Source organism: Kitasatospora sp. NBC_00070 (assembly GCF_045041205.1).
Classification (GTDB): domain Bacteria; phylum Actinomycetota; class Actinomycetes; order Streptomycetales; family Streptomycetaceae; genus Kitasatospora.
Genome location: NZ_CP108247.1, coordinates 6,883,033 through 6,907,153, shown reverse-complemented (window position 1 = coordinate 6,907,153; position 24,121 = coordinate 6,883,033). Strand labels below are relative to the sequence as shown.

The following is a 24,121-nucleotide window of genomic DNA, read 5'->3' as shown; positions in this document are numbered from 1 at the left end:
CCGTCAGTTCTGCTGGGGTGATACGAGAACCGTACGAAGAGCGGCCCGATAACTCCACGACCGATTCTGGAACAAGCGATAACCTGTGATTATGGACGTCGACCTGCGGGACCTCGAACTCCTCGACACCGTGGCCACCACCGGCACCCTGACCGCCGCCGCCGAGCTGCTGTACGTCAGTCAGCCCGCGCTCAGCCAGCGGCTGACCCGGCTGGAGGGCCGGCTCGGCTCCCAGCTGTTCGACCGTCAGGGGCGCGGGCTGGTGCCGAACGCGGCCGGTCAGCGGATGCTACTGGCGGCCCGGCAGATCCTGGCCGAGCTCGACGCCGCCACCCGGGACGTCCGGGAGCTGCGGGACGGCCGGGACCGCCGGGTCCGGCTGGCGGTGCAGTGCAGCACCACCTTCCAGTGGCTGCCGCCGGTGATCCAGGGCTTCCGCACCCGGTGCCCGGGCGCCGAGGTGCGGATCGAGTCGCTGCCCGCCGACACCCTGATCACCGCGCTGCTGGAGGACCGCCTCGACGTCGCGTTGATCACCAAGCCCGACCCGCAGATGGACCGGCTGCGGCTGACCGCGCTGTTCGACGACGAGATGGTCGCGGTGGTCCCGGCCGGCCACCCCTGGGCCGCCCTCCCGTACCTGACGGCCCGGGACTTCGACGACGCCCACCTGGTGCTGTACGACCTCTACGACCCGGGCCGGGTCCCCAGCACGCCGCTCCCGGTGCCGCACGGCGCCCGGCCGGCCCGGATCACCACCATGCCGGTGATCACCGACCTGCTGATCGAGATGGTCGCCAGCGGTCAGGGCGTCACCGTCCTGCCGCAGTGGGTGGCCGCCCCGTACGTCGGCTCGCACCGGCTCGCCCTGGTCCGGATCGGCGTCGAACCCACCGTCAGGACCTGGTACTGCGCCACCCGCCCGGGCCCCCGGCCCGCCCTGATCGAGGCCCTGACCACCGAGCTGGCCGACCGGCTGCGGCGCTGACCCCGCGCACGCCGAAGGGCGGCGGCCACCGTCGTGGTGGTCACCGCCCTTCGAAGCGCCCGGTCAGGAGCGGGCCGCCGCCTTGGTGGAGACCGCCACGTACTGCACCCGCATCGGGTGCCCCGGCTCGGTGGCCGGGGTGACCGCCCCGCCGAGCACGGTCGGCAGGTTGCCGCCCACCGCCACGTTCAGGATCAGGAACAGGCCGTGGTGCACCGCCTTGTCCCAGGTCGCCGGGTCCAGCTGAGCCGCCGTCACCCGGTGGAACTGCCGGCCGTCCAGGTACCAGCGGACCTGCTCCGCACCGGCGGTGAAGTCGACCTCGACCGCGTAGGTGTGGAAGGACTTCCGGCAGTCGCCGCACGACTGGTCGCCCGAGCCGAGGCCCTTCGGCTCCTGGCAGGGGCCGCCGTCCAGGATGCCGCAGTGCATCGTGCCGAACACCGTGTCCCGGCCGTTGACGTGCTCCATCACGTCCAGCTCACCGACCGCGGGCCAGCCGGTGTAGCCATCCCGCAGCCCGGCCCCGAGGGTCCAGAACGCGGGCCAGTACCCGGCCGCGGCCGGTCCGGTGACGTCGGGCAGCGCGATCGAGGCCTCGATCCGCATCACCCCGCCGGGCGGCGGTGCCAGGTCGGACCGGCGGGACTCGATCCGGCCCGAGCTCCACCGGCCGTTCTCCAGCGTGGGCACGATCTCCAGCGCGCCCTTGCCGTCCAGCCGGACGTTGGCGGTGGAGTCCGTCATCGTCTCGATCTCGCCCGTGCCCCACTGCGCGGCCGGGCAGCCGGGGTAGCAAGTGCCGAGGTCGTACTGCCAGTTGGCGGCCGACGGACGGCTGCCGGCCGGGCCGTCGAAGTCGTCCCGGAGCAGCTGGGTCCAGCCGTCGGTGCCGGGGGTGCTGCGGGCGGGCAGTGCCCCGGACTCGGTCAGCAGCCGCTCCAGCCGGGGCGTCAGCACGACCGCCGCGACGTTGGTCAGGTGCGCGTCGTCCCGGTAGAGCAGGATCCGCTCCAGCACGGCGGGGCAACTGCGCTCCTTGCCGGGGCAGATGACCGAGTTCACCTCCACCGACTGCACGCCCGGCAGCCGGCCCGCCGCGATCGCCTGGGCCAGCGGGTCGGGCCACTGGGACTGGTCACGGCCGAACGAGCAGGCGGCCGGGTCCTCGGTGTGCCCGGAGACGCAGGCCGGGATGTCCGTGCCGGGCACCGGGGTGTCCTGCAGGTAGACGATCGGCACGCCCAGCGCGCGCAGCGGTGTGAGGGTCTTCTCCCAGGCGGTCAGCAGCAGTTGCTGGTCGTCGGTGTAGCGGTTGAGCGAGGAGACCACGATCAGCCGGGGCTTGGGCCCCTGCTCCAGCCGGGTCAGCGCGGCCGCCCGCCAGCTGTCGCACTCCCGGTAGGTCCGACCCAACTGCGGGTTGGTGACCGTGAGTTCCGGCAACGGGCAGCCCTGCTTGACCAACTCCTCCAGCGCCCACTGCCGTTCGGCCGCGATGGCCAGCAGCGGGGAGAACCACTGACCGGCGTGCGAGTCGCCGAGCAGCACGATCCGGTCCGGGCTGGTGGTCACGCCGAACAGGCAGGCCGGGCTGCTGACGGCGGTCGGGGCGACCTCGCACTCGCCGTCCGGCGGGAAGTCCTTGCGCGCCTGGGCCGCGTCCGGGACCACCGGACCGCCCTTCAGCGGTGCGCCGGTCTTCGCCAGCAGCGAGGTCCCGTCGGCCGCGCCGGGCGGCAGGCCGAGGGTGTCCACCGGTGCGGCGGGGCCGAGCAGCCGGAGCGTCCCGGTGCCGACCACCAGCGCCAGCACCACCGGGACGACCACTGCGGCCAGGCCCAACGACAGGCCGCGCCTGGGGAGTTCGGAGAGGATGTGACTGCGCCGGAGCGGCTGCTCGATCCAGTGCAGCGCGGCCATCGCGGGCAGCGCGGCGGCGGCCGTCAGGGCCACCTTCACCGGCCAGTCGAGCGCCCCGAACCTGGCCTCGACCAGCACCAGCACCGGCCAGTGCCAGAGGTAGAGGTTGTACGAGAGCCGGCCGATCGCCCGCGGCAGCCGGGCCGACAGCAGCCGGTCCACCCCGTACCGGGTGGCGGGCACCGGGGTGACGCCGCTCCGGTCGGGGGTGCCCGCCAGGATCACGGCGGCGGTGGCCAGGGTCGGCACCAGCGCCGCGTACCCGGGGTAGGGGGTGGTCGCGTCGTAGGCCACGGCGGTCCAGCCGATCGCCAGCAGTCCGGCCCAGCCGCAGACCACCCGGAGCGGACGCGGTCCCGGCAGCTTGTGCCAGGGCAGCAGCGCGAGCAGCGCCCCGATCCCGAACTGCCAGATCCGGGACGGCGTCCCGAGGTAGGCCAGCGAGACCGAGCTGTGCGTCCAGTACAGCGAGAGGCCGAAGGAGCCGACCGTCATCACCCCGGCCAGCAGCGCCACCGTCGAGCGCACCGCCCGGCCGCGCCGGGCGGCCCGGGCGGCGAAGAACACGATCGCGGCGAGCAGTGGCGCCCAGCCGAGGTAGAACTGCTCCTCGACCGCGAGCGACCAGAAGTGCAGCAGCGGGCTGTGCTCCCGCCCGGCCGCCAGGTAGTCGGTCTGCTGGGCGACGAAGCGCCAGTTGCCGACCGACAGGGCGGCGGCCAGCACGTCGAACTCGAGGTCGGTGCGGCGCAGCGGGACGGTCAGCCAGGCACCCGCCAGCGCGACCGCGCCGAGCACCAGGGCGGCCGAGGGCAGCAGTCGGCGGGCCCGGCGGGAGAAGAACTCCCCCAGCCGGATCCGGCCGGTGGTGATCGCCTCGCGCACCAGCAGACTGGTGATCAGGTAGCCGGAGATGACGAAGAAGACGTCCACCCCGACGAACCCGCCGGCCAGGCCGGGGACGGAGGCGTGGAAGGCGAGCACCGCGAGCACCGCCACGGCGCGCAGGCCCTCGATGTCGGGGCGGAATCCCTTGGGTCCTGGCTGCCGCTTCGGGGCGGCGGCCGGTCGGGACGGTGGACCGGGAATGGTGAAGGTCTCCGGACGAAGGTCCGGTACCACGGTCGAGGACATCGGTGTGACGACCTTTCAGCCCAGCCAGGGCAGCATCGGGCTGACCCAGCCGGAGGCGAGCAGAGCGGTGAGCACGAGGACGGCGGTGGCGGCGATGGCCTCGGGCCAGCGGCGCGGCAGCATTCGGCTCGCGGCCCGGGCGGCGTTCCTGGCCTCGACCCGGTCCTGGTCGGCGGGCCGCAGCTCGCCGATCAGGTCGCGGATCAGCGGGATGCCGATCTGGGCCTGCACCGCGAGGTAGAGGCCGAGGCCCCAGTTGGGCGCGACGCCGTTCCGGGCGACGGCCAGCGCCAGCCCGACCGCGGCCGCGCCGACCGAGGCGCAGAGCCAGACCAGCGACACCACAACCACCTGGCGGGCCAGCCCGCCCGGCTTCGCCCGGCCGGCGCCGGTGGGCACCCAGGCCGCGCTGCGACCGCGCAGGGTGTGCCAGAAGGCGGCTCCTGCGGCCACGCTCATCAGGACGTTGGAGCGGATCACCTCGACCCGCCAGCGGGTCCGGCTGATCCGGGGCAGCAGCACGTGCCAGAGCCAGAGCGGCGCGAGCAGCGGCAGCACGTGCCAGGGCCGGATCTGGTCCGGGTACCAGAACATCATCACCAGTGGCGGCAGCGGTGCCGCGAAGATGTTCACCGCGGTGGTCAGGTAGCCGACGACGCCCTCGTAGAAGCACAGCCGCATCCGCCACGGCGCGCGGATCCGCTTCAGCTCGGGCGTGCTGAGCAGGTGCAGGTTCCCCATCGCCCAGCGGTACTGCTGGTTGACGAAGGAGGCCAGGTTGTCCGGCGAGGTGCCCTTGGCGACCAGCACCGGGACGTACAGGGTGCGGAACCCCTGGGCGTACAGGGCGAGTCCGGTGAACAGGTCCTCGCTGTGCTCCAGCTTGGCGAAGCCGTCGGCCGCGTCGATCGCGGTCCGCCGGTAGACGGCGTTGCTGCCGCAGCAGATGGCGGCGTCACTGGCGTCCCGGGACGGCTGGATCCAGCGGAAGAACCACTCCTGCGCCGATCCGGCGGCGCGCTGGATCCAGCCCATCGTCTCGTCGGTGTCGAAGCACTGCGGGCTCTGCACGATGCCGATCCTGGGGTCGGCGAAGTACGGCACCAGGTGGCGCAGGAAGTCCGGCCGGGGCGCGAAGTCGGCGTCCAGGATGGCGATGTACTTCGCGCCGCTCAGGGTGAGCGCGTGGTTCAGGTTGCCGGCCTTCTTGAGCTGGCCGCGGTTCGGCCGGACCACGTACTCGTAGCCGAACTCGGCTGCCAGGGACGCCACTTCGGTCCGGTCGCCGTCGTCCAGCACCCAGACGGTCAGCGCGTCCGGCCAGTCGACCGCGGCGACCGCCCGGTAGGCGTTCTCCAGCACGTCCAGCGGCTCCCCGCAGGTCGGCAGGTAGAGGTCCACGGTGGGCAGTTGGGCCGGGTTCCAGGCGCTCACCAGCACCTCGTGGGACTGCCTGGTCAGCCGGCGCTGGCGCAGGCTGTTGACCGAGGAGAGCCCGAGGGCGAACAGGTTGAGGCCGAGGACGGCCAGGAAGGCCCAGAGGGCCGGGGTGCGCAGCGAGAAGGTGAGCATGGTCGCCGCGGTGAAGACGAAGGCGAGCGAGGTGCAGATCAGCACCCAGCGGCGCTGTGGCCCGAAGTACCAGTAGAGCTCCTGATCGGAAGGAGGTTGAGGAAGGTGATGCACAGTCATGAGGCCCCCACAGCCGCGTCTCTGACAGCAGACTGGGGTCACCCTAGCGCAATTGGTATAGACCAATGGACCAGTGCCCGAGGCGTGGACGGCCGGCCGACCGGAGCACCCACGGTCGGTGATCAGTGCAGCGGAACCCCGGTGCAGCACGGGAACCAGCAGGTCATCGCCTGCTGAACAGTCCGCCAACTTCGGTCCGGGGCCCGGCCGGACGACACTCCCGACCCCTGGCCCGCCACTGCCGTTCGCATGCTGTGCACCTCGCGAGGGCAGACGTTCATCCAGCCGCCCACGGACGCAACGTCGATGTCACAGTCCCCCGGTGCGCCGTCCCCGGGCCGTCGTCGGTGCCCGGGACCGCCCCGGCATGCTGCCCCTGCGGTCATCCGCCGGGTGGCCGGGCAGGCACGGTTCGCCGCCCGCCCGGCCTGCCGCGTCCCTCGGCCCGCCGGCCTGTCACGGGTACCGTCACCGCGACAGACCGGCCGGGCCGTCGTGTCAGTAGGGCTTGACCAGGACGTGCGCGGCGCCGGGGATGCCGACCTTCAGCAGCTCGTCCTCCTCCGGCGTGGTCGGGGTGCCGGTCTCCTGCTTGAGCACCGCCCGCGAGATGTTCTGCACCCACATCGCGCGCGGCCGGCGGCGGGCCTCCCAGACGGCCAGCGCGGCCGGGACGTCGCCCTCGGCCTCGTCCAGCGACCGGGCCAGCACCAGGGCGTCCTCGACGGCCATCGCCGCGCCCTGGGCGATGTGCGGGGTGGAGGCGTGCGCCGCGTCGCCGGCCAGCACCACCCGGCCCACGTGCCAGGGCTCCTCGACCGTCACCTGGGAGATCCGCGAGTAGACCACCGCGGCCGGGTCGGTGACCTGGGTGAGCGCCTCGGCGACCGGCCCGCCGAAGGCGGCCAGCCGCTCGGCCAGCTGCTCGTGCGCCCGCTCCGGGTCCGGCCGGAAGTCCTCGGCCTCGGCGAACACCGCGCCCAGGTACATCAGTTCCTCGGTGATCGGGGTCAGCAGCGCCTTGGCGGCCCGGTCGCCGGTGCTCATCACCACGCCCCGCACCTCGCTCTGCCGGGGCACGGTGACCCGCCAGTTGGCGAAACCGGTGTACTCGGGGGCGAAGCGCTCGCCGTACAGCCGCTGCCGGAGCGGGGAGCCGATGCCGTCGAAGCCGACCACCAGGTCCCAGCGGCCGGTGCTGCCGTCGGACAGCGTGACCTCCACCCCGTCGCCGTCGTCGGCCAGTTCGGAGATAGTGGTACCGAAGACGATCTCCGCCCCGGCCGCGGCGGCGGCCGCGCCGAGCACCCGGGCCAGCGCCGGACGCGGGATGCCGTTGCAGGCCGGCGCGTCGGCCATCCGGGGCTGCGGGATCTTGGCCAGGGTGTTGCCGACCGGGTCGCTGATGGTCAGGGTGTCCCACTCGAAGCCCGCCGCCAGGCAGTCGGCGAGCACGCCGATCTCGCCCATCACGTGCAGGGCGTTGGAGGGCTGGATGATGCCGACGCCGAGGGCGTCCAGCTCGCCGCGCAGCTCGGCGACCCGGACCAGGTGGCCGCTCCGGGCCAGCGCGGTGGCCAGCGTGAGGCCGCCGATTCCGCCGCCGTGGATCAGGACGCGCAGGGGTGTTGCCATGTCAGGTCTCTCCGGGGGAGGTAGCGGGCCCGGCCACGCGACTGCGGGCCGGGCGGGGTCGTACGGGGCGGGGCCCCGGTCAGCCGACGGGGGCGGGCTCCGGCCGGGTCATCAGGTGGTCGACCAGGGCCAGCAGCGCGTCCCGGCCGAACGCCCGCTCGCGGACGTCGCCGATCAGCAGCGGGATCTCCGGGTCGAGGTCGAGCGCGGCCCTGATCTCCTGCGCGGACCGGGTGTTGTGGCCGTGGAAGCAGTTCATCGCCACCACGAACGGGATGCCCCGGCTCTCGAAGAAGTCGATCGAGGCGAAGCTGCTCTCCAGCCGCCGGGTGTCGGCGATCACCACACCGCCGAGCGCCCCGTTGACCAGGTCGTTCCACATGAACCAGAACCGCTCCTGGCCCGGCGTGCCGAACAGGTAGACCACCAGCTCGGGGCTGACCGTGATCCGGCCGAAGTCCAGGGCCACCGTGGTGGTGTCCTTCTGGCTGACGCCGGAGAGGTCGTCCACCCCCTCCCCGGCCCTGGTCAGGTACTCCTCGGTGCGCAGCGGGGCGACCTCGCTGACCGCGCCGACCATGGTGGTCTTGCCGACGCCGAAACCGCCCGCGATCAGGATCTTCACGGCGGCCTGGGCCGGCTGGCTGTCTGTCATCTCACTCACAGGGGTGTCTCGGACCGCCGCGCGGCGGGGGCCGGCGGCCGGTCGGTGGGGCGGGAGGTGAAAGAGGGTCAGAGCCGTCGCAGGCCCTCGCGGACGGCGGTGAGCAGCCCGAGGTCGGCCCGGCCGCCGACCGCGACCGCCAGCGGCGCCCGGGCCAGCAGCAGCCCCTGGGCGACCAGGTCGGCGACCAGGATCTTGGCCAGCGAGACCGGCAGACGCAGCTCGGCGGCCACCTCGGCCAGCGCGGCGGAGCGCCGGCAGCGCTCCAGCACCACCCGGTGCTCGGGCTGCAGCCCGCGCGTCGACGGCCGGACCGGGGTGCCGAACTCGTCGTTCTGCTCCCGGACCGTGGTCAGCACCGTGATCAGACTGAAGTCGTCCCGCTCCGGGGCCACCCGGCCCCGGGTCACGGTGTACGGGCGGACCATCGAGTCCGCCGCGTCCTCCTCGGCCTCGGCCGCCGGGTCCTGGTACCAGCGCGGCGCCGAGGTCACCCCCGACCACCGCCACGGGACCCGAACGCGTCGAAGTCGCCACGCGCCGGCGTGCTGAGCTTCTGGCCGACCTGCTGCACCAGCTTGTGCATGGCCAGCGACATCAGCTCGGCGTCCACCTCCTGGGAGGCGGTCACCGCCAGGTGGGTGCCCTGGCCGGCCGTGATGATGAACAGCCACAGCTCGGCCAGCTCCACGATGACCTGGTGCACCGGGCCGCCGTCGAAGAGCTGGCCGACGCCGCGGGCCAGGCTCTGCTGGCCGGTGGCCACGGCGGCCAGCCGCTCGGCGTCCGCGCGGTCGATGGTCCGGGAGTGACTGACCACCAGGCCGTCGTCGGAGAGCAACACGGCGTTTCTGGTCCCTGGCACCGAGTCCACGAGGCCGTCGAGCAGCCAGTCGAGGTCCTGGTGGGTGGCGGTGGTGCGCGTCATGACCGGTCTTCCGTCGTAGGGGTGGGCAGGTCCTGCCCGGGATGGTCGAGCGGCGCCGCCGGGTTCTCCCGGGCGGCCCTGGAACGCCGCTGGAACGCTCCGATCGCTGCTCCGGCCCGTCGGGGGGCCGGTCGGAGCAGCGGGTTCTCGTCCCAACGGGGCGGCTTCGGACGGGTGTTCGGCTCCTCGGGGGCCAGCCGCAGCTCGTCCACCAGGCTGGCCTGGCGGACCCGGCGCGGCAGCGGCGGCTCGGCCTCCGGCGCACCGGGCGCCGGGGGCTGCTGGTACGGCAGGCCGCTGTAGCCGTGCTCCACCGGCGGGAACGGGGCGGGGGCCGGGAACGGGTCGGCGACCGGGAAGCGGCCGCCCGCCGGGAACGGGTCCGGCTGCGGGAAGGGATCGCCGTACAGCTCAGGCCGGTACGGCCCGTCCGTCCGCTGCTCCGGCCCGCCGTACGGCAGTTCGGCCACCGGGCGGTACGGGTCCGGGCCGACCGGCCCGGCCGGGGGCAGCTCCGGAGCGGTCGCCCGGGCCAGCGCCTCGCCCCGGGAGCGGGTCGGCAGCACCTCGGCGGACACCTCGTCCGGCACCGGGTGCAGACCGGGCGCCCCGACCAGCAGGGTGTCCGGGAGCAGCAGGATCGCCCGGGTGCCGCCGAAGGCGGACTGCCGGAACTCGACCCGCAGGCCGTGCTGGGAGGCCAGCCGGGCGATCACGTGGAAGCCCAGCCGGATGTCCTCGGTCCTGGCCAGCACGTCCAGCCGGGGCGGACGGCTCATCAGGTCGTTGGCGGCGGCCAGCTGCTCGTCGTCCATGCCGAGCCCGCGGTCCTCCACCTCGATCGCCAGGCCCCGGCCGACCGCGCCGGCCCGGACCTCCACCGGGGTGGGCGGCGGCGAGAAGCTCAGTGCGTTCTCGACCAGTTCGGCGACCACGTGGGCGACCGGGCCGACCGCCCGCTCGGCCAGCCAGGGGCTGCCGTCCAGGTCGAGCACCACCCGGGTGTAGTCCTGCACCTCGCCCTGGGCGGCGCGCAGCACGTCCAGCAGCGGCACCGGCTTCCGCCAGCGCCGGTGCGGGGTGCCGCCGGCCAGGATCACCAGGTTCTCCTCGTAGCGCCGCAGTCGGGCGGTGAGGTGGTCGAGGTCGAACAGGCCCTCCAGCACCTCGGGGTCCTCGTGCCGCCGCTCCAGCTCGTCCAACTTGCGCAGCTGCTGACCGATCAGCAGCTGGGTGCGACGGGCGATCCGCTGCAGCAGCTTCTCGAAGCCGCGGTGCTGGTCGGCCTGCCGGACGGCGGCCGCGATCGCGCTGGCGCGGGCCAGGTTGAGCGCCTCGCCGAGCCGGGCCAGCTCGTCCCCGTTGCCCTGCGACTCCTGCTCGATGGCGGCCGCCTCGGCCGCCACGTCGATCTGCTCGCCGCGGGCCAGCCGCTCCACCACCTCGGGCAGGCTGCGCTCCAACTGCTCGGCCTGCTCCTGGAGTTCGGTGATCCGCCGACGCATCGAGCGGGTCAGCCGCCAGGTGGTGACGATGACCGCGATGACCGCGAACAGCCCGATCACGCTGGTCAGCACCACGGTCAGCAGCAGGTGCGTGATGGAGCCGAGGCCCACCTCGACCACGCCGCTGGTCCGGCTCTCCATCAGGGCCACCAGCTTGGGCGTCAGCTGGTCCATCGCCTGACGCCACTTCTGCTGGTTGGCGGCCAGCGGCACGTTGCCGGCCCCGTCGGCGGCGGTGGGCCTCAGCAGGGACTGCTCGACCTCGGTCTTGGCCTGCCAGGCCGGGCTGTTGACGATCTCCTGCCACATCGCCGTCTCGGACGGCTTCAGATAGGGGACCACCTCGGTGCCGTAGCGGAACGGCTGCTCGTTCACCGCCTGCTGGACCTGCTGGTAGTCCTGCACCGAGAGCCGGCCGGCCGGCCAGCCCCGGGCCAGCAGCGCGTCCGAGCGGGAGATCATCTCCTTGGTCCAGAACAGCGCGACCAGCGGCTGGGAGATGGTGGTCACCTTGCCGTCGTCGACGTGGCTGAGGGCGCCGAACAGCCGCAGGTCGACCGCGATCAGGTCGGTGTAGTAGCGGTAGACGGTCGCCTGCCGGTCGGCCGAGCCGCCCTCGTCCACGGCGGCCCGCTGCGAGTCCAGCTGCCCCATCGCCTGCCGGGCCTGGACCACCGCGTCGCGCACCTCGGCGGGGGCGTCGTCGGTGGCGATGTCGGAGAGCTTCTGGAAGGTGGTGATCGCCTCGTCGGTCTTCCGCCGCTGCTCGCGCAGCTGGTCGGCGACGCTGCCCGGCCTGGCGATCGACTCGGCGCTGAGCCGGCGCTCCTCCTGCAGGTTGTAGTACACGATGTTGGACGGCTGGCCGGCCTGCTGGGCCAACTGCCCCTGGGCGGCCATCCGCTGGAAGTTGACGAAGGTCTCTCCCGTCGTCACCGCCCAGAGGGCGGCCAACGCGAGACCGGGGACGATGGCCAGGGTCAGCAGTGCGGACCTCAGGGACAGCCGGGACCGGCGGCGGCCGGACCGGCCACCCCGTCGGGCTGCCTTGGGGGGCGACGACTCGGCCGCCGCCCCCTGATTCGTTGAGGCGATCCGCCGAGACGCACGCGCGCGCAGGGCATTCTCCTTGGAGACGGCGGTGGTCGCGGAGGACCGACCTTGTCCGATAAGAACGTTGACGGATGGATATTAGTCATATCGAATAACAACCACGAAACCTCGTCCCAAAGTTCACGGGCCGTCACATCACCCCCATCCCCCGTTCTTCCGACGGCCAACTCGACATCCGGCCCGCCCCGGCCCCGCCGCCCCGACCGGCCACCGAACGCAGACCCGCCGCGTCCCCGCTGGTCAGCCCACCCCTGACCGGGCGTCACCGGCGACCCCGGCCACCCCGCGCCGACCCCGCTCACCCCGGCAGCCCCGGGGCGCCCGGCTCTCGGACGCCACCGGGCACCGCCATCCGCCCGTAACTCGCCGTGCACACGTCCGGCTGCCGGACGCCCCGGAGCCGCACCCCGACCGGCGAGCCCGACGACCCGACTCCGGCACGCTACGAAGCGGAACGGTCACATTCGGTCGCTTGCGGTCCTTTGCCCCGGCACCAGGCCCGACTCCGGAACCATGATCCCCGGAAGCCGTGAATCGATCCGGGGGGATCCGTCAGTGACTGTCGCGCCGATCGCCGCACCACCGTGCCCCGGCACCCGGTGCAGGCCCTCCCGAAGACTCCGGAGACCGGCCGCCCCGCCGCACTGACGCACGACCCGCGCGAAGAAGCGACCGACGCCCCGCCCCGTCGAGCCCGGCCGATCCGTCCTGCGCGCCTTTGCGGTGAACTCGCGCCCCGGCAGGCCCCGCGGGCGCCATTCCTCGAGGAGTAGTCATGCCTGACCTGGACGCGCCACCCGTCCCGCAGTCGAGTCTGTCCACCCGGGCGGCCAGGACACTGGCCACCACCACCAAGTCCGAACCCCAGATGCAGGGCATCACCTCCCGCCACCTGCTGCGGGCGATGCCCTGGGTGGACGTCGCCGCCGGCACCTACCGGGTCAACCGGCGGCTGACCCTGCGGACCGGCGCCGGGCGGGTGCTCTTCGTCCAGGAGGGCGCCGACCGGGTCCGGGTCGTCCCCGCCTCGCTGGACGCCCTCCCCCTGCTCCGCGACTATCCCGACCAGGATGTCCTCGCCGAGCTCGCCGCCGGGTTCGAGCCCCGGCAGGTCAGGTCCGGCGACCTGCTCGCCGAGCAGGGGCAGCCGGTCGACGAGGTCTTCCTGATCGCCCACGGGCGGCTCGAACGGATCGTGGCCGGCAAGTACGGCGAGCCCCAGCTGCTGGGCGTGCTCACCGACGGCGCCCACCTGGGCGACGAGGCGCACCTCACCTCCGACCCGGCCTGGTCGGCCACCCTCCGGGCCGCCACCGACGGCACCGTGCTCGCCCTGCCCTGGGCCCGGTACCGGGAGCTGCTCGACCGCACCCCGTCGCTCCAGGAGCACGTCGCCGCCTTCCGGGCCCGCGCGCGGCGCGCCGTCAACCGCAAGGGCGAGGCCGAGGTCGCGGTGAGCGCCGGCCACCGGGGCGAGCCGGTCCTGCCCACCACCTTCGTCGACTACGAACTCGCCCCCCGCGAGTACGAGCTGTCGCTCGCTCAGACCGTGCTCCAGGTCCACACCCGGGTCGCCGACCTCTACAACGACCCGATGGACCAGCTGCAGCAGCAGCTCCGGCTGACCGTGGCGGAGCTGCGCGAGCGGCAGGAGTACGAGATCGTCAACAACCGGGAGTTCGGCCTGCTCCACAACGCCGCCTACGAGCAGCGGATCTCCACCCGGAGCGGCCCGCCCACCCCCGACGACCTCGACCGGCTGCTCGCCATGCGCCGGTCCACCCACGCGTTCTTCGCCCATCCCAAGGTGATCGCCGCGTTCTTCGCCGAGTGCAACAGCCGTGGCCTGTACCCCGATCCGGCCGAGGTCGACGGCCGCCAGGTCCTGGCCTGGCGGGGCGTGCCGATCTACCCCTGCTCCAAGATCCCGGTCTCCGACACCCACACCTCCACCGTCATGGCGATGCGGTTCGGCGAGCAGTCGCAGGGCGTCATCGGCCTCCGGCCGCAGGAGCTGCCCGAAGAGGTGGAGTCCGGGCTGAACGTCCGCTTCATGGGGACGAACCAGCAGGCCGTCATGCGCTACCTGGTCACCGCCTACTTCTCCGCCGCCGTACTGGTCCCCGACGCGCTCGGGCTGCTGGAGAACTGCCAGATCGGAGCAGCGGCATGATCGACCCCACCGACCTCCGGCGCCTCCTGCGCGGGCCCAGCGGCCTGGGCACCCAGAGCCTCTTCCTGACGCCACCGCCGGTGCTGCCCGCCCCGGCAACTGCGGAGCCGACCCGGTCGGGCCCCCCGGCGCCCGGCGACCCGGTCCCCGGTCTCTACCACCACCCCGTCACCGAGCCCGACCCCGCCCGGGTCGAGGAGGTCAGCCGACGGATCAAGGCGTGGGCCGTGGACGAGGTCCAGCTGTTCCCCCCGGAGTGGGAGGACCAGTTCGACGGCTTCGCGCTCGGCAGCTACATGACGGCCTGTCACCCCGACGCGCCCACCGTCGACCACCTGATGCTCGCCACCCGGCTGATGGCCGCCGAGAACGTCCTCGACGACACCTACTGCGAGGACCACGGCGGTTCCCCGGTCGGCCTCGGCGGGCGCCTGTTGCTCGCGCACACCGCCCTCGACGACGTCCACACCACCTCCGAGTACCAGCCCGCCTGGGAGGAGTCCCTGCGGGCCGACGCCCCCCGGCGGGCCTACCGCTCCGCGATGCGGTACTTCGTCGAGGGCGCCGGCCCGTCCCAGGCCGACCGCTACCGCCACGACATGGCCCGGTTGCACCTGGGCTACCTCGCCGAGGCCGCCTGGGCGCAGGCCGAGTACGTCCCGCAGGTGTGGGAGTACCTGACGATGCGCCAGTTCAACAACTTCCGGCCCTGCCCGACCATCACCGACACGGTCGGGGGTTACGAGCTGGCCGCCGACCTGCACGCGCTGCCGGCCCTGCAACGGGTGATCGCCCTGGCGTCCAACGCGACCACGGTGATGAACGACCTCTACTCGTACACCAAGGAACTCGACAGCCCCGGCCTGCACCTGAACCTACCGGTGGTGGTGGCGCGGCAGGAGGACCTCGACGACCGCGAGGCGTACCTCAAGGCCGTCCGGATCCACAACGACCTGATGCACGCCTTCGAGGCGGAGTCCGCCGCCCTCGCCGCCGCCTGCCCCGTCCCGACCCTGCTCCGCTTCCTGCGCGGCGTGGCGGCCTGGGTCGACGGCAACCACCACTGGCACCGCACCAACTCCTACCGCTACACCCTGCCCGACTTCTGGTAACCCAAGAGGAGAACCCATGACCACCACCGTTCCCGGCGCCGCCATCCCCGCTCCCGCGTCCAGCTACCAGGGCGACATCGCCCGGTACTGGGATCACGAGGCCCGCCCGGTCAACCTGCGGCTCGGCGACGTCGACGGCCTCTACCACCACCACTACGGCATCGGCGAGGTCGACCGGAGCGCCATCGACGCCGCCTCCGACGCCGAGCGCGAGGACAAGGTGGTCGCCGAGCTGCACCGGCTGGAGTCCGCCCAGACCGACGTGCTGCTCGACCACCTCGGCCCGATCCGGGCCGACGACACCCTGGTCGACGCGGGTTGCGGGCGCGGCGGCTCGATGGTGATGGCCCATCAGCGCTTCAACTGCACCGTCGAGGGCGTCACCCTCTCCGCCAAGCAGGCCGACTTCGGCAACCAGCGCGCCCGCGACCTCGGCATCGACCACGCCGTCCGCTCCCGGGTCGCCAACATGCTCCAGATGCCGTTCGAGACCGGCCAGGCCGCCGCCTCCTGGAACAACGAGTCCAGCATGTACGTGGACCTCGACGACCTGTTCGCCGAGCACGCCCGGGTGCTCGCCCGGAACGGCCGCTACGTGACCATCACCGGCTGCTGGAACCCGGTCTACGGCCAGCCCTCCAAGTGGGTCTCGCAGATCAACGCCCACTTCGAGTGCAACATCCACTCCCGCCGCGAGTACCTCCGCGCGATGGCCGACAACCGCCTGGTCCCGCAGGCCGTCATCGACCTGACCCCCGCCACCCTGCCGTACTGGGAGCTCCGTGCCACCACCTCGATCGTCACCGGTATCGAGGAGGCGTTCATCAACTCCTACCGGGACGGCTCCTTCCAGTACCTGCTGATCGCGGCCGACCGGGTCTGACCCCCGGTCAGCCGACCTGATCCGGGCGCGGGAGCCGGTCGCCGAACGGCTCCCGCGCCCCGCCGCGTCCGCTCGCTGGGCCCGGTGCCACCCGTTCGGCCTTCCGGGCGGTACTCGTGCGGCCGTGCGCGTCGCCGGGCGCCGACCCGGCCCGGAGGTCCTAGCGTGGCGGAGTCCGAGCAGGATCAGGCACGGCGCGCGAGGTGTGGACCCATGATGCGTAGGTTGGCGACGGTGGCGGTGCTCTGCGGCACGCTGGGCGCCCTGCTGGGAGCGGCGCCCGCCGCCGCCCCCCGGGCGGTACAGGCCGACCTGCGGGTGGAACCGGTCGCCCCGGACCCGGTGGCCGCCGGCGAAGTGGTGACGGTGCGTGGCCTGGTGCAGAACAGGGGCCCCGGGACGGCCGGCGAGTTCACCGTGACCGTGGCGCTCCCCGAGGGCACCGCACCGGCCGAAGCCAGCCCCCAGCACCCCTACTTCCCCAGGCGGTGCGTGGTGCTGGCCGAGGCCCGGAGCGTGCGCTGCACGTTCCGCGCCGGGCTGGACGAAGAGGATTCGGCCACCGCCCAGGTCCCCGTGCGGGTCGACGCCGACGTCCCGCCGGACACGGTGCTGACCGGCGGGACGGTGACCATCGACTCGGCCGACGACCCGGACTCGACGAACAACTCTGCTCCGTTCGAGATCCGGGTCACCGGCTGAGCCCGTACCGGTCGGGTCAGCGGAAGACCCGCACGTAGTCCGAGGCGAAGGTGACCGTGGTGGCCGGGTTCGGGCCCGGGTGGAAGTCGCCCGAGCAGAGCGACAGGTTGAGGATCAGGTACGCGGTCCAGTTCTTCCCGACGCCCTTCCCGTCCTCGAACACGTTCACCCCGTTGACGTACCACCCGACCGAGTCGGCACCGTACCGGGTGCCGATGGTGACCCACTGTCCGGGCTTCACCGCGGCCGCGTTGGTCCAGTACTTCTGCGCGCGGTTGACGTGGTTGGTCAACTCCAGCAGCCCCGGGTTGTCAGGGTGGTACTCGAAGGAGTCCACCTCGTTGGCGCCGTCCTTCCAGGTCCACAGGGCCGGCCAGGCACCGAGCGCCTCCGGGAGCTGGACCCGGGTCTCGGCGTAGTCGCCGGTCTTGACCATGAACTTGTCGCCCGAGTTCTCCGTGGTGAGCAGCCCCGTGTTCCAGGCCACGCTTCCGGCACCGGGCAGCTTGAAGGTGCTCTGCCGGGCGGTGAAGGTCGCCACACCGTTGGCCGCGTAGACGCCGGCCGGGTCGATGCGGTCGAGCTTGTCGTCGTCGGGGTTGTGCGTGCCGTACCGGTACGCGCTGCTCACGGTCTTGTTCCAGCGCACCGCGGAGATCGGGTCGTCGAACTCGTCGGACCAGATCAGCTTGGCCCCCGCGATGGGCGAGGTCGGATCCGGCGAGGGCGAAGGCGAGGGGGCGGCGGTCGGGAGCGGGACGACGGGCGTGACGATGGTCTCGATCGGGGTGCTCGTGACGACCAGTCGCTGTTCGGGGAGGTTGCGCCAGCTCCCCGCCTGGTCCTGGTAGTAGCCGAACATCCGGTACGTCCCGGCGGCCAGCGTGCGCGTCCCCGTGGTCAGCGAGACGCCCTGCGGACAGATCTGCACGTTCGACAGCCCACCGGGGAAGTCGAGGTTGTTGTCCGCTCCGTCCCGCACTCCCACACCCACCGACTTCGCCGTGAAACACACGGACGAATGCACCGTCAGCTGCGCACTGAACGGCGTGTCCGTACCGGCGGCGGCGGGCGACAGCCGATCCTGCGTCACCACCGGTGCGGACGGCGAGGGCGTCGGGGTCGGGGTGGGTGTGGGGGTCGGGGTGGGGGTCGGGGTCGGCGTGGGGGTCGGGGTCGGCTTGACCGGAGCGGCCGCGACGACCAGGCGCTGTTCGGGGAGGTTCTGCCAGGCACCGGCCTGATCCTGGTAGTAACCGAACATCCGGTACGTCCCCGCAGCCAGTGTGCGCGTCCCCGTGGTCAGCGAGACGCCCTGCGGACAGATCTGCACATTCGACAACCCACCGGGAAAGTCCAGGTTCTTGTCCGCCCCGTCCCGCACCCCCACACCCACCGACTTCGCCGTGAAACACACGGACGAATGCACCGTCAACTGCGCGCTGAACGCCACATCCGGCACAGCAGTCGCAGGAGACAGCCGGTCCTGCGTCACCGACGGAGGAGCGGCCGCGACGACCAGACGCTGTTCGGGGAGGTTGCGCCAGGCACCGGCCTGATCCTGGTAGTAACCGAACATCCGGTACGTCCCCGCAGGCAGCGTGCGCGTCCCCGTGGTCAGCGAAAGGCCCTGCGGACAGATCTGCACATTCGACAACCCACCGGGGAAGTCCAGGTTCTTGTCCGCCCCGTCCCGCACCCCCACACCCACCGACTTCGCCGTGAAACACGCGGACGAATGCACCGTCAGCTGCGCGCTGAACGCCACATCCGGCACGGCACTCGCAGGAGACAGCTGATCCTGCGTCACCGACGGAGGAGCGGCGGACCAGCTGGGGGTCGAGGAAACGGTCGGGACGGCCAGTAGCGCAAGGGCAAGGGCGATTGCCCCGGCACGTGCTCGGCGGAGAGCAGGAATCACGGGCACCTCCGGAACGCCTTCGCGGCAGCCGGCCCGGTGCGTCGGAGCCGCAGACGGCTTGCGACTCGACCGGGCCATCGCTCCGCGCTCCTGCCCGTACGGAGTGCCAGAGGCCCCCGGCGGGCAGGCAGGAAGGGCGCCCCGACCGGGTGGATCCACCAGTGGCAGATAAGACGCACACTAGGCACATCTACCGATTGTCACAACTTGTCACCGACGGTTACCCCGAGCCGGGTCGGGCCCTGCCAAGGTGTCCCGGACCATACCCGCCGCCCGGCCGCGGCCGATCACGGCCCGGTGCCGCAATTCCCCCGTTCCCGGCCGACCGGGTGCGCTACGTTGCCGAGGCGCACTCGCACGGCGTTCGATATCGGGGGTAGGTCATGCGATGGCTTCTGCTCGTCCCGGCAGTGGTGCTGCCGGTGTTCGCCGCCTTGCTCACCCACCGGCCGACGCGGGCTCGGCCGCCCGGGTCGGACCAGGATCTGACCCCGTACCAGCTGGCCTGGCTGCGCAACGGCACTCAGGCGTTCACCGTCACAGTGCTGGTGGCCCTCCATCTGGCCGGCCAGGTCGAACGGCTGCCGGACGGCCGGCTCAGCCGCACCGAGCGGGCTGACACCCCCACCGATCCCGTCCTCGCCACCCTCCGGGCGGCCTTCGCGCCTCCCGTCGAACTCGACGACCTGCCGGGCCGTGGCGAGATGCGGCAGGCCCTAAAGCAGATCGACGCCGTCATGGTCGAACGCCGACGGGCCCGCCCGGTCCGCCGGGGTGACCTCGCGGGCGTGCTGGTGCTGGCCGCGGCACCGGCTGCGGTGTTCGGCCTGCTCGACCTCTCCTCCGTGCTCGCCTGGGCCGCCGGCGCGGGCTTCACCGGTGCCGCGATCCGGCTGTTCGCCCGGGCGCCCGGCACCGGACTGCTGAAGGCCCTTCAGGCCGCGCATCCCCTGCATGAGCAGCCGAACCGGGCTTCGGCCGAAGAGATCGTCCTGGCGGTGGCCCTGCACGGGCGACCGGCGGTGGAGCACTACCTGCCGGGTCTCACCGAGCCGGGCGAGCTGCTCTGGCGCCGGCCCGTACGGCCGGGCGACCGCCCCGGCTCGGAGTTCGGCACCGGCGGGAGCACCGCGGCCTACAGCTGCGGCGACGGGTCCGGCCTCCCGTAGCCGCCACCGTCAGCGGGTGCCGGTGACCCGCAGGTTGGCGAGCACGGTGGCGCCGTCCGGGGTGGTGGCGAGGACCCGGCCGGAGCGGTGCCAGTAGGTGACCGCGTCGGCGTGCCGCCGCAGGCCCGGGGTGTGGCGCAGGTCCGCGCCCGGGAACAGCACGGTGGCCGTCGGGATCACGCCGCTGCCCGCGTGCAGCCGGAATCCGGTACCGGCCGGGTCGGGTACCGGCAGCACCCAGTCGTCAGCGTCGGCGATCGGGCCGGACGGTGCGATGCCCGCCAGGTCGAGGTCGGGCGCGGGCGGACGCCCGGTGAGCAGACGCAGGGCGGTCCGGTCCGACGCACCGTCAACCCCCGTCTGCGGCAAGGCCGTGAGCAGGCCCGCGCCTGCGAGCGGCACGCACTGGTCGGGGTGGAACGCGTCCAGCTCCAGTCGGGAGCGCAGCTCCCAGCCGGGCAGGTCCCAGCGCCAGAGCTCGACCAGCGGTGAGCCGTCGGGGAGCGGCGAGACCACGACGGCCGCACACCGGTCGGCGGTGCGGGCAACGGTGCCCACCAGCCTTTCGCCGCCGCCGAGTTCGCGCCAGACCACGGTGGGTCCGGCGGCGAGGGTGTCCAGCACCACGATGCCCTCGGCGTCGCCCGTGATCAGGTGGCGGCCGTCGTAGGAGCCGGCGATCCACCGGGCGCGCAGCGTCGTCCAGGGGCGGACGGTGCGGGTGGCGAGATCCAGCCGGGTGATCTCCTTGGTCGATCCGTACGTCGCCACCAGCAGGGCCGAGCCGTCGTGGTCGGCGAGCACCAACTGGTCGGCAGGCACGTCCCATTGAGCCTTGGTACGGCCGTCGGAGGTCAGCAGGCGGACGCCCGCCTGGCCGCAGGCGACCAGGACGGCGCCGGAGCCGAGCAGGGCCGCGTCCAGCACCGGCAGCGTGCCGGGGCGGTCGGCGGCGGTGTGCACGGCGGCGGCGCGCTCACCGTTCCGGGCCGGGCGGTACGGCTTGGCGAGATCGGCCGCCACCAGCGGGTCGGCCCGGCCCAGCAGCGCCCGGTGGCTCGCGTGCCGGTCCCGCTCGGCGAGGTCGCCGCCGAAGCCGCCGTCCCGGACCATCATGCGGGCCGCCGCCGTGGCGAGTTCGCGGTCCACGGCCGGGTCGGCGGCGGGCAGCCTGGCCAGCCCGGCGGCCAGCACGGACCGTCCGGTGACGACCGGGTCGCCCTCGCTCTCGAGGACGGCCAGCGCGAGCGCCCGGGTCGCCTCTCCGGCGCCGAGCGCCAGCAGGTACGGCAGCGCGCGGCTCCGGGTCGCCCCGCCGAGGGCGACCGCCTCGCGCAGGTCACCGACCGCCGAGGGGCGCAGGGTCTCGTCCGGCCAGAGCGCCTCGGCCGCGCCGAGACGGTCGCCGGACTCCCGGCAGTGGGCCGCCCAGGCGGCGCGCAACTCCCGTGCCGAGTCCGGCGCTTCGGCCGCGAGGCGGTCGACCGCCGAGGCGAAGGCGCCCCGGCGGTGCGCGGTCCGGACGGCACGCTCGCGCTCGCCCGCCTGCCACCACAGCCGGACCACCAGGTCGGCGGCGAGCTCACGGCCCTCCGCCAGCTCGGCCGCCGCGGCCGTACGGCCGTGCCGGGCCAGCAGCGCGACCGCCTCGGCCGGGGCGTCCAGCAGGTCGGCGAGCACGAAGGCGGCCTCGTCGATCCGTCCGGTCCGCTCCAGGTCCTCGGCGGCGGCACGGTAGAGCTCGGCGAGGTGCTGGTGGACGCTGAGGCCGGAGAGCGGCGACGCGGCACCCGACTCGCCGGTCCGGGGTGTGGCCCGCAGCTCACCCGTACGGCGCCGGGGCAGGCCGAGGGTGAGCCAGGACTCCTGACCGGCCGACCGCTCGCCCGACAGCCGGATCGCGTCCCGCAGCGCGTCCTCCCACTGGCGCTGCTCGAACGCCCTGGTCAGCTCGCGCAGGTAGCGCGCGTGCCGGCCCCGCACCAGGTTGCCTGCCGTACGCATCGTCAGGCGGGCCAGCAGCGGGCCGAACAGCGGACGGCGCGGCTTCGCGCGACCGGACGCCCCGGCGGCGGCGCCCGAGCCGGATCCGGGCGGGGCCGCCGCGGCGGTCCGGGCGATCCTGCGCGAGCGGGCGGCCGCCACCGCCACGGCGAGCACGAGTCCCAGCACCCAGCCGTGCAGGCCGTGCCCCGGGGCCAGCAGGGTGGACGAGGTGAACAGCAGCAGCGCGGGCACCAACGCGATCAGCGCGCCGACGACGGCCGGCCCGACCGCCGCCGACGGGCGCAGTCGCGGCAGGAAGCGGGACAGCCGGCGCCGGGGGGCCGCCGGAGCGTCCGCCCTGAGCAGCCGGGCCCGCTCCGTCGGGGGCGCGATGCCGGCCGCCGCGCGCAGGTCGGGGCGCGGCCGCTCGGGCAGCGCCTCGACCACGGGCGCGGCCTCGGGCGCGCCCGCACCGAGCGGCCGTGGGCGGTGCACCGTGAGCCCGGTGAGGTCGAGCCAGCCCGACGGGTCCAGCTCGGTCAGCCCGGCGATCGGCTGAAGGATCGTCAGACCATGGGAGGCGAGGGCGAGTTGCCCGGACGAAACCGGAGTGGCGTCGGCTCCGAGCGTGGCCGACCCACCCGTGCCGGTGCGCACCACGGGCAGCCCGGGGGCTCGGTCGGCCCGGATCTCCACGGCGGCCGCCAGGGTGAACAGCCAACGGCCGTCCGGCAGTCGGCGCAGCTCGGCGCCGTCCTGCCAGGACTCGACCACACGCGCGGCGGCCTCGGCCGCGCCGATCACGGGCACGTCGAGGACGAACCCGGTGGCGGTGACGGCGGCGCGGAACGCCGCGTCCGGGGTGGTGCTCACTCGGTGCCCCCGATCAGGAACTGGACCCGGCCGGTGGTCGCGTCGCCGACGACGATCCGGCCGGGCCGGGTCTCGGCGGCGATCAGCGGCCTGCTGGGGTGCACGGTGGGCTTGCCCTCGCCGCCGGAGAAGCGGGTCAGCGTCCGCACCCCGTCGGAGTGCACGGCGCGCACCAGGTGGCCGTTGCGGCTGAGGGTGATCAGCGTGGGCTGCTGCCCGTGCACGAGGCCGATCACCTCGGCCTGCTCGCGGAACGTGATGCGGCTCGCGGCTCCCTCGGCGGTGCGCACCTCCCAGGTCCGGCTGTCCTGCGACCAGGCCTGGGTGCCGCCGCTGTGCAGGAAGTGGTGGATGCGGCGCGCTTCGTCGTGCAGCGTGCCGCCGAACAGCCTCGGCTCGCGGAGCCGGTTGAAGGGCGTACGGTCGCGCGTCCCCCAGCCGACCGGGCCGTCGGCCGCGACGCGGCCGTCCGGTCCGATCCGCCACCAGCGGCCGCCGAGCGGGAACTCCAGGTCCGAGCTCCGGCGCAGCAGCGGCAGCACCGGGCCGGCCAGCAGCTCGTCGAGCAGCTCCGGGTCGGCCCCGAAGGCCGCGAGCTCGGCGGTGTACGCGCCGGGGTCGCCGACCTGACGGCCGATCACGTGGGTGGTGAGCCGGTCGCCCTCGACACACAGGGCGATCAGGCGGCGGCCGGTCCGCCCGGCGGCGAGCACCGGTCCGGGCAGGTCGTGGCGGCGCAGCCGCAGGGCGGTGGCGCCGCTGCCGTCGTGGTTCGGCAGGTTGACGGCGAGCAGGGTGGTGGGCCGTCCGCCCCGGGCCAGCAGGGTCCGGGCGTCGGTGGTGAAGACCGGCAGGGTCGGCCGATCCGCCGCCCCGGTGTCCTGGGCCGGTCGGGCGACGGTGACCGGGCCGCCCCGGCGGAACTCCGCCCCGCGCAGTGTCCGAACCGCGATCCGGCTTGCGGGCAGCGGGAGTTCGGCCGTCGCACCGTCCAGCCGGACCAGCACGTGGCCCGCGCCGTCGGCGGACCAGTGGGCGGGTTCGCTGGTCAGGACCCCCGGGCGGGCCGGGATCCGTTCGGCCAGCCGGGGCGAGGTCAGCAGCCAGGCCCGGTCGGCGGCGTCCAGCTCCGCCAGGGCGCGTTCCACGTCCGAGGGCGTCGGGTCGGTGGGTCGGCGGGCGGCCAGCCAGGCCGGCAGCAGCCCGGCGAGGTCGCCGGTCAGGGTGCGGCCCGGCGGGTCGCCGAGCACGCCGACGACCAGTTCGGTGCCCCGTGCGGTGGCCCGGCGGTGCAGCACGAGCAGCGCGGCGAGCTGGACCAACCGCCCGGCACCCGCCTGGCCAGGACCGGCGTCGACCAGGGCGACCAGCCGCCCGCGCACCGCAGGCGTAGTGAACTCCGGTGCCAGATGCAGCAGTTCACCGTCCACCAGGCGGCGGAGGAACTCCTCGGGATACTCGTCCGCGAGCAGCCACTCGGACGGCAGCAGCTGATCCGGCCGTCCCGAGCGGGCCAGCCCGCCGAGGCCGTCGGGGTCGCCGTGGACGTCGGCCACCGGCTCGCGCCCGCCGATCAGGGCGTCCAGGCGGCGCAGCAACGGGCCCAGGGCGACGGCGAGTTCGGGCGAGATGACCGAGAGGGAGGCACCCCACGGGGCGAGCGCGGCGGGCAGTCGGGAGGTCGTCACCGGCCCGCCCCGTACGGGGCGGCGGTCTCGGG

General features: G+C 73.7%; 15 protein-coding genes and 1 pseudogene. 6 read left to right on the top strand and 10 right to left on the bottom strand.

What is annotated here, in order from left to right; genetic code table 11:
- The first annotated feature begins 91 nt into the window (after positions 1 to 91).
- Positions 92 to 988 (top strand): LysR family transcriptional regulator, encoded by an 897-nt coding sequence (locus tag OHV05_RS31230; RefSeq protein ID WP_405020660.1) that lies wholly within the window; start codon positions 92 to 94, stop codon positions 986 to 988.
- Positions 989 to 1,051: 63 nt separating this feature from the next.
- Here OHV05_RS31230 and OHV05_RS31225 read toward each other — a convergent pair whose 3' ends face one another.
- The 7 genes from OHV05_RS31225 to OHV05_RS31195 all read right to left on the bottom strand — a co-directional run bounded on the left by OHV05_RS31225 (position 1,052) and on the right by OHV05_RS31195 (position 11,405).
- Positions 1,052 to 4,045 carry an acyltransferase family protein gene (locus tag OHV05_RS31225; protein WP_405020659.1) on the bottom strand — a complete coding sequence of 998 codons (2,994 nt, stop codon included), beginning with the start codon at positions 4,043 to 4,045 and terminating at the stop codon, positions 1,052 to 1,054.
- 15 nt (positions 4,046 to 4,060) lie between these two features.
- Entirely contained in the window at positions 4,061 to 5,737 is a 1,677-nt protein-coding gene (locus tag OHV05_RS31220) for a glycosyltransferase family 2 protein (protein ID WP_405020658.1), read from the bottom strand.
- Between the two features lie 498 nt (positions 5,738 to 6,235).
- Positions 6,236 to 7,372 carry an FAD-dependent monooxygenase gene (locus OHV05_RS31215; RefSeq protein ID WP_405020657.1) on the bottom strand — a complete coding sequence of 379 codons (1,137 nt, stop codon included), beginning with the start codon at positions 7,370 to 7,372 and terminating at the stop codon, positions 6,236 to 6,238.
- A gap of 79 nt (positions 7,373 to 7,451) precedes the next feature.
- Positions 7,452 to 8,027, bottom strand: a complete 576-nt coding sequence (locus OHV05_RS31210) for a GTP-binding protein (RefSeq protein ID WP_405020656.1) — start codon at positions 8,025 to 8,027, stop codon at positions 7,452 to 7,454.
- 77 nt (positions 8,028 to 8,104) lie between these two features.
- Positions 8,105 to 8,530: a DUF742 domain-containing protein gene (locus tag OHV05_RS31205; protein ID WP_403031039.1), complete on the bottom strand. Its 426-nt coding sequence runs from the start codon at positions 8,528 to 8,530 to the stop codon at positions 8,105 to 8,107.
- Positions 8,527 to 8,964, bottom strand: coding sequence for a roadblock/LC7 domain-containing protein (locus tag OHV05_RS31200; protein WP_403031042.1), 438 nt, complete (start codon positions 8,962 to 8,964; stop codon positions 8,527 to 8,529). Before OHV05_RS31200 ends, OHV05_RS31205 begins: the two co-directional genes overlap by 4 nt.
- Positions 8,961 to 11,405 carry a nitrate- and nitrite sensing domain-containing protein gene (locus OHV05_RS31195; protein WP_405020655.1) on the bottom strand — a complete coding sequence of 815 codons (2,445 nt, stop codon included), beginning with the start codon at positions 11,403 to 11,405 and terminating at the stop codon, positions 8,961 to 8,963. The genes OHV05_RS31200 and OHV05_RS31195 overlap by 4 nt, the downstream gene beginning before the upstream one ends.
- Before the next feature lie 952 nt (positions 11,406 to 12,357).
- On the opposite strand from OHV05_RS31195, the gene OHV05_RS31190 reads away from it, so the two are divergent.
- The 4 genes and pseudogenes from OHV05_RS31190 to OHV05_RS31175 all read left to right on the top strand — a co-directional run bounded on the left by OHV05_RS31190 (position 12,358) and on the right by OHV05_RS31175 (position 16,452).
- Positions 12,358 to 13,755 carry a family 2B encapsulin nanocompartment shell protein gene (locus OHV05_RS31190; RefSeq protein WP_405020654.1) on the top strand — a complete coding sequence of 466 codons (1,398 nt, stop codon included), beginning with the start codon at positions 12,358 to 12,360 and terminating at the stop codon, positions 13,753 to 13,755.
- Between the two features lie 17 nt (positions 13,756 to 13,772).
- Positions 13,773 to 14,867 (top strand): annotated as a pseudogene (locus tag OHV05_RS31185) (family 2 encapsulin nanocompartment cargo protein terpene cyclase); the annotation flags it as partial.
- A gap of 16 nt (positions 14,868 to 14,883) precedes the next feature.
- Positions 14,884 to 15,750 (top strand): geranyl diphosphate 2-C-methyltransferase, encoded by an 867-nt coding sequence (locus tag OHV05_RS31180; RefSeq protein WP_405020653.1) that lies wholly within the window; start codon positions 14,884 to 14,886, stop codon positions 15,748 to 15,750.
- Between the two features lie 213 nt (positions 15,751 to 15,963).
- Positions 15,964 to 16,452, top strand: a complete 489-nt coding sequence (locus OHV05_RS31175) for a hypothetical protein (protein ID WP_405020652.1) — start codon at positions 15,964 to 15,966, stop codon at positions 16,450 to 16,452.
- A gap of 16 nt (positions 16,453 to 16,468) precedes the next feature.
- Here OHV05_RS31175 and OHV05_RS31170 read toward each other — a convergent pair whose 3' ends face one another.
- Positions 16,469 to 17,785 carry a hypothetical protein gene (locus OHV05_RS31170; protein ID WP_405021588.1) on the bottom strand — a complete coding sequence of 439 codons (1,317 nt, stop codon included), beginning with the start codon at positions 17,783 to 17,785 and terminating at the stop codon, positions 16,469 to 16,471.
- A gap of 971 nt (positions 17,786 to 18,756) precedes the next feature.
- Here OHV05_RS31170 and OHV05_RS31165 point away from each other — a divergent pair.
- Positions 18,757 to 19,542 (top strand): TIGR04222 domain-containing membrane protein, encoded by a 786-nt coding sequence (locus OHV05_RS31165; protein WP_405020651.1) that lies wholly within the window; start codon positions 18,757 to 18,759, stop codon positions 19,540 to 19,542.
- Between the two features lie 9 nt (positions 19,543 to 19,551).
- Here OHV05_RS31165 and OHV05_RS31160 read toward each other — a convergent pair whose 3' ends face one another.
- Both OHV05_RS31160 and OHV05_RS31155 read right to left on the bottom strand, forming a co-directional pair.
- Positions 19,552 to 22,401, bottom strand: coding sequence for a bpX6 domain-containing protein (locus OHV05_RS31160; RefSeq protein WP_405020650.1), 2,850 nt, complete (start codon positions 22,399 to 22,401; stop codon positions 19,552 to 19,554).
- Positions 22,398 to 24,089, bottom strand: a complete 1,692-nt coding sequence (locus OHV05_RS31155; RefSeq protein WP_405020649.1) for a hypothetical protein — start codon at positions 24,087 to 24,089, stop codon at positions 22,398 to 22,400. The genes OHV05_RS31160 and OHV05_RS31155 overlap by 4 nt, the downstream gene beginning before the upstream one ends.
- Between the last annotated feature and the right edge of the window lie 32 nt (positions 24,090 to 24,121).

Coding starts and splice junctions, on each gene's coding strand:
- OHV05_RS31165 (WP_405020651.1), top strand. CDS start 18,757: ATGCGATGGCTTCTGCTCGTCCCGGCAGTGGTGCTGCCGGTGTTCGCC.
- OHV05_RS31175 (WP_405020652.1), top strand. CDS start 15,964: ATGATGCGTAGGTTGGCGACGGTGGCGGTGCTCTGCGGCACGCTGGGC.
- OHV05_RS31220 (WP_405020658.1), bottom strand. CDS start 5,737: ATGACTGTGCATCACCTTCCTCAACCTCCTTCCGATCAGGAGCTCTAC.
- OHV05_RS31200 (WP_403031042.1), bottom strand. CDS start 8,964: ATGACGCGCACCACCGCCACCCACCAGGACCTCGACTGGCTGCTCGAC.
- OHV05_RS31180 (WP_405020653.1), top strand. CDS start 14,884: ATGACCACCACCGTTCCCGGCGCCGCCATCCCCGCTCCCGCGTCCAGC.
- OHV05_RS31210 (WP_405020656.1), bottom strand. CDS start 8,027: ATGACAGACAGCCAGCCGGCCCAGGCCGCCGTGAAGATCCTGATCGCG.
- OHV05_RS31230 (WP_405020660.1), top strand. CDS start 92: ATGGACGTCGACCTGCGGGACCTCGAACTCCTCGACACCGTGGCCACC.
- OHV05_RS31190 (WP_405020654.1), top strand. CDS start 12,358: ATGCCTGACCTGGACGCGCCACCCGTCCCGCAGTCGAGTCTGTCCACC.
- OHV05_RS31215 (WP_405020657.1), bottom strand. CDS start 7,372: ATGGCAACACCCCTGCGCGTCCTGATCCACGGCGGCGGAATCGGCGGC.
- OHV05_RS31225 (WP_405020659.1), bottom strand. CDS start 4,045: ATGTCCTCGACCGTGGTACCGGACCTTCGTCCGGAGACCTTCACCATT.